This is a genomic window from Streptomyces sp. NPDC058964, assembly GCF_042741275.1.
Taxonomy (GTDB): Bacteria; Actinomycetota; Actinomycetes; order Streptomycetales; family Streptomycetaceae; genus Streptomyces.
This window is the reverse complement of record NZ_JBHYKH010000118.1, coordinates 16,502-20,254: the sequence shown is the minus strand read 5'-3', so window position 1 is coordinate 20,254 and position 3,753 is coordinate 16,502. Positions and strand designations below refer to the sequence as shown.

Annotated in this window: 2 rRNA genes (1 of these 2 running past the window's edge); both read left to right on the top strand. The window is 57.8% G+C overall.

From position 1 onward, the window contains the following. Positions 1-236 precede the first annotated feature (236 nt). Positions 237-1,762: ribosomal RNA gene (locus ACFW2E_RS17140) — 16S ribosomal RNA — on the top strand. Positions 1,763-2,057: 295 nt separating this feature from the next. Then, a 23S ribosomal RNA gene (locus ACFW2E_RS17135) occupies positions 2,058-3,753 on the top strand; it runs 1,618 nt beyond the window's last position. The 16S and 23S rRNA genes sit together here, the layout of an rRNA operon.

The following is a 3,753-nucleotide window of genomic DNA, read 5'->3' as shown; positions in this document are numbered from 1 at the left end:
ACCGAAGGGAAGCGCCCGGAGGAAAGCCCGAGAGGGTGAGTACAAAGGAAGCGACCGTTCCTTGAGAACTCAACAGCGTGCCAAAAGTCAACGCCAGATATGTTGATACCCCGTCTCCGGTCGTCATGATCGGGGCGAGGTTCCTTTGAAATAACACAGCGAGGACGCTGTGTGCGAGGGGATTATTCCTCCTCTCGCACCGCTCTCGTGGTGTTCATCCCGATTACGGGAAAACATTCACGGAGAGTTTGATCCTGGCTCAGGACGAACGCTGGCGGCGTGCTTAACACATGCAAGTCGAACGATGAAGCCCTTCGGGGTGGATTAGTGGCGAACGGGTGAGTAACACGTGGGCAATCTGCCCTGCACTCTGGGACAAGCCCTGGAAACGGGGTCTAATACCGGATAACACCCTCGTAGGCATCTGCGAGGGTTAAAAGCTCCGGCGGTGCAGGATGAGCCCGCGGCCTATCAGCTTGTTGGTGAGGTAACGGCTCACCAAGGCGACGACGGGTAGCCGGCCTGAGAGGGCGACCGGCCACACTGGGACTGAGACACGGCCCAGACTCCTACGGGAGGCAGCAGTGGGGAATATTGCACAATGGGCGAAAGCCTGATGCAGCGACGCCGCGTGAGGGATGACGGCCTTCGGGTTGTAAACCTCTTTCAGCAGGGAAGAAGCGAAAGTGACGGTACCTGCAGAAGAAGCGCCGGCTAACTACGTGCCAGCAGCCGCGGTAATACGTAGGGCGCAAGCGTTGTCCGGAATTATTGGGCGTAAAGAGCTCGTAGGCGGCTTGTCACGTCGATTGTGAAAGCCCGAGGCTTAACCTCGGGTCTGCAGTCGATACGGGCTAGCTAGAGTGTGGTAGGGGAGATCGGAATTCCTGGTGTAGCGGTGAAATGCGCAGATATCAGGAGGAACACCGGTGGCGAAGGCGGATCTCTGGGCCATTACTGACGCTGAGGAGCGAAAGCGTGGGGAGCGAACAGGATTAGATACCCTGGTAGTCCACGCCGTAAACGGTGGGAACTAGGTGTTGGCGACATTCCACGTCGTCGGTGCCGCAGCTAACGCATTAAGTTCCCCGCCTGGGGAGTACGGCCGCAAGGCTAAAACTCAAAGGAATTGACGGGGGCCCGCACAAGCGGCGGAGCATGTGGCTTAATTCGACGCAACGCGAAGAACCTTACCAAGGCTTGACATACACCGGAAAACCCTGGAGACAGGGTCCCCCTTGTGGTCGGTGTACAGGTGGTGCATGGCTGTCGTCAGCTCGTGTCGTGAGATGTTGGGTTAAGTCCCGCAACGAGCGCAACCCTTGTTCTGTGTTGCCAGCATGCCCTTCGGGGTGATGGGGACTCACAGGAGACCGCCGGGGTCAACTCGGAGGAAGGTGGGGACGACGTCAAGTCATCATGCCCCTTATGTCTTGGGCTGCACACGTGCTACAATGGCCGGTACAATGAGCTGCGATACCGTGAGGTGGAGCGAATCTCAAAAAGCCGGTCTCAGTTCGGATTGGGGTCTGCAACTCGACCCCATGAAGTCGGAGTCGCTAGTAATCGCAGATCAGCATTGCTGCGGTGAATACGTTCCCGGGCCTTGTACACACCGCCCGTCACGTCACGAAAGTCGGTAACACCCGAAGCCGGTGGCCCAACCCCTTGTGGGAGGGAGCTGTCGAAGGTGGGACTGGCGATTGGGACGAAGTCGTAACAAGGTAGCCGTACCGGAAGGTGCGGCTGGATCACCTCCTTTCTAAGGAGCACTTCTCACCAACTCCGGTTGGTCAGAGGCCAGTACATCGGCGAACGTCTGATGCTGGTTGCTCATGGGTGGAACGTTGACTACTCGGCACACTCGGTCTGCTTCTCTTCCTAGTACTGCTTCGGCGTGGAACGGATGAAGGAGGGTCGGGGTGTCGGGCACGCTGTTGGGTGTCTGAGGGAATGAACTTCCTCAGTCGCCGGCCCCAGTGAACTCACTGTTTTGCAGTGGGGTGATGGGTGGCTGGTCGTTGTTTGAGAACTGCACAGTGGACGCGAGCATCTGTGGCCAAGTTTTTAAGGGCGCACGGTGGATGCCTTGGCACCAGGAACCGATGAAGGACGTGGGAGGCCGCGATAGTCCCCGGGGAGTCGTCAACCAGGCTTTGATCCGGGGGTTTCCGAATGGGGAAACCCGGCAGTCGTCATGGGCTGTCACCCACTGCTGAACACATAGGCAGTGTGGAGGGAACGAGGGGAAGTGAAACATCTCAGTACCCTCAGGAAGAGAAAACAACCGTGATTCCGGGAGTAGTGGCGAGCGAAACCGGATGAGGCCAAACCGTATGCGTGTGAGACCCGGCAGGGGTTGCGCATGCGGGGTTGTGGGATTTCTCTTGACCAGTCTGCCGGCTGGTCGGCGAGTCAGAAACCGTATGGATAGGCGAAGGGCATGCGAAAGGCCCGGCGTAGAGGGTAAGACCCCCGTAGCTGAAATCTGTACGGCTCGCTTGAGAAACACCCAAGTAGCACGGGGCCCGAGAAATCCCGTGTGAATCTGGCGGGACCACCCGCTAAGCCTAAATATTCCCTGGTGACCGATAGCGGATAGTACCGTGAGGGAATGGTGAAAAGTACCCCGGGAGGGGAGTGAAATAGTACCTGAAACCGTGTGCCTACAAGCCGTGGGAGCGTCGGAATGTGCTTGCACATTCTCGTGACTGCGTGCCTTTTGAAGAATGAGCCTGCGAGTTTGCGGTGTGTTGCGAGGTTAACCCGTGTGGGGAAGCCGTAGCGAAAGCGAGTCCGAATAGGGCGTTTCAGTAGCACGCTCAAGACCCGAAGCGGAGTGATCTAGCCATGGGCAGGTTGAAGCGGAGGTAAGACTTCGTGGAGGACCGAACCCACCAGGGTTGAAAACCTGGGGGATGACCTGTGGTTAGGGGTGAAAGGCCAATCAAACTCCGTGATAGCTGGTTCTCCCCGAAATGCATTTAGGTGCAGCGTCGTGTGTTTCTTGCCGGAGGTAGAGCACTGGATAGGCGATGGGCCCTACCGGGTTACTGACCTTAGCCAAACTCCGAATGCCGGTAAGTGAGAGCGCGGCAGTGAGACTGTGGGGGATAAGCTCCATGGTCGAGAGGGAAACAGCCCAGAGCATCGACTAAGGCCCCTAAGCGTACGCTAAGTGGGAAAGGATGTGGAGTCGCACAGACAACCAGGAGGTTGGCTTAGAAGCAGCCACCCTTGAAAGAGTGCGTAATAGCTCACTGGTCTAGTGATTCCGCGCCGACAATGTAGCGGGGCTCAAGCGTACCGCCGAAGTCGTGTCATTGCAGCATATAGCCCCAACGGGTGCTGTGATGGGTAGGGGAGCGTCGTCTGCCGGGTGAAGCAGCACCGGAAGGTAGTTGTGGACGGTTGACGAGTGAGAATGCAGGCATGAGTAGCGATACAAACGTGAGAAACGTTTGCGCCGATTGACTAAGGGTTCCTGGGTCAAGCTGATCTGCCCAGGGTAAGTCGGGACCTAAGGCGAGGCCGACAGGCGTAGTCGATGGATAACCGGTTGATATTCCGGTACCCGCTGTGAAGCGTCAAACATCGAGCATCGTGATGCTAAGGCCGTGAAGCCGCCCCGGAGCCTTCGGGCAAAGGGGAGTGGTGGAGCCGCCGGACCAAGCGGTTAGTAGGTGAGTGATGGGGTGACGCAGGAAGGTAGTCCATCCCGGGCGGTGGTTGTCCCGGGGTAAGGGTGTAGGC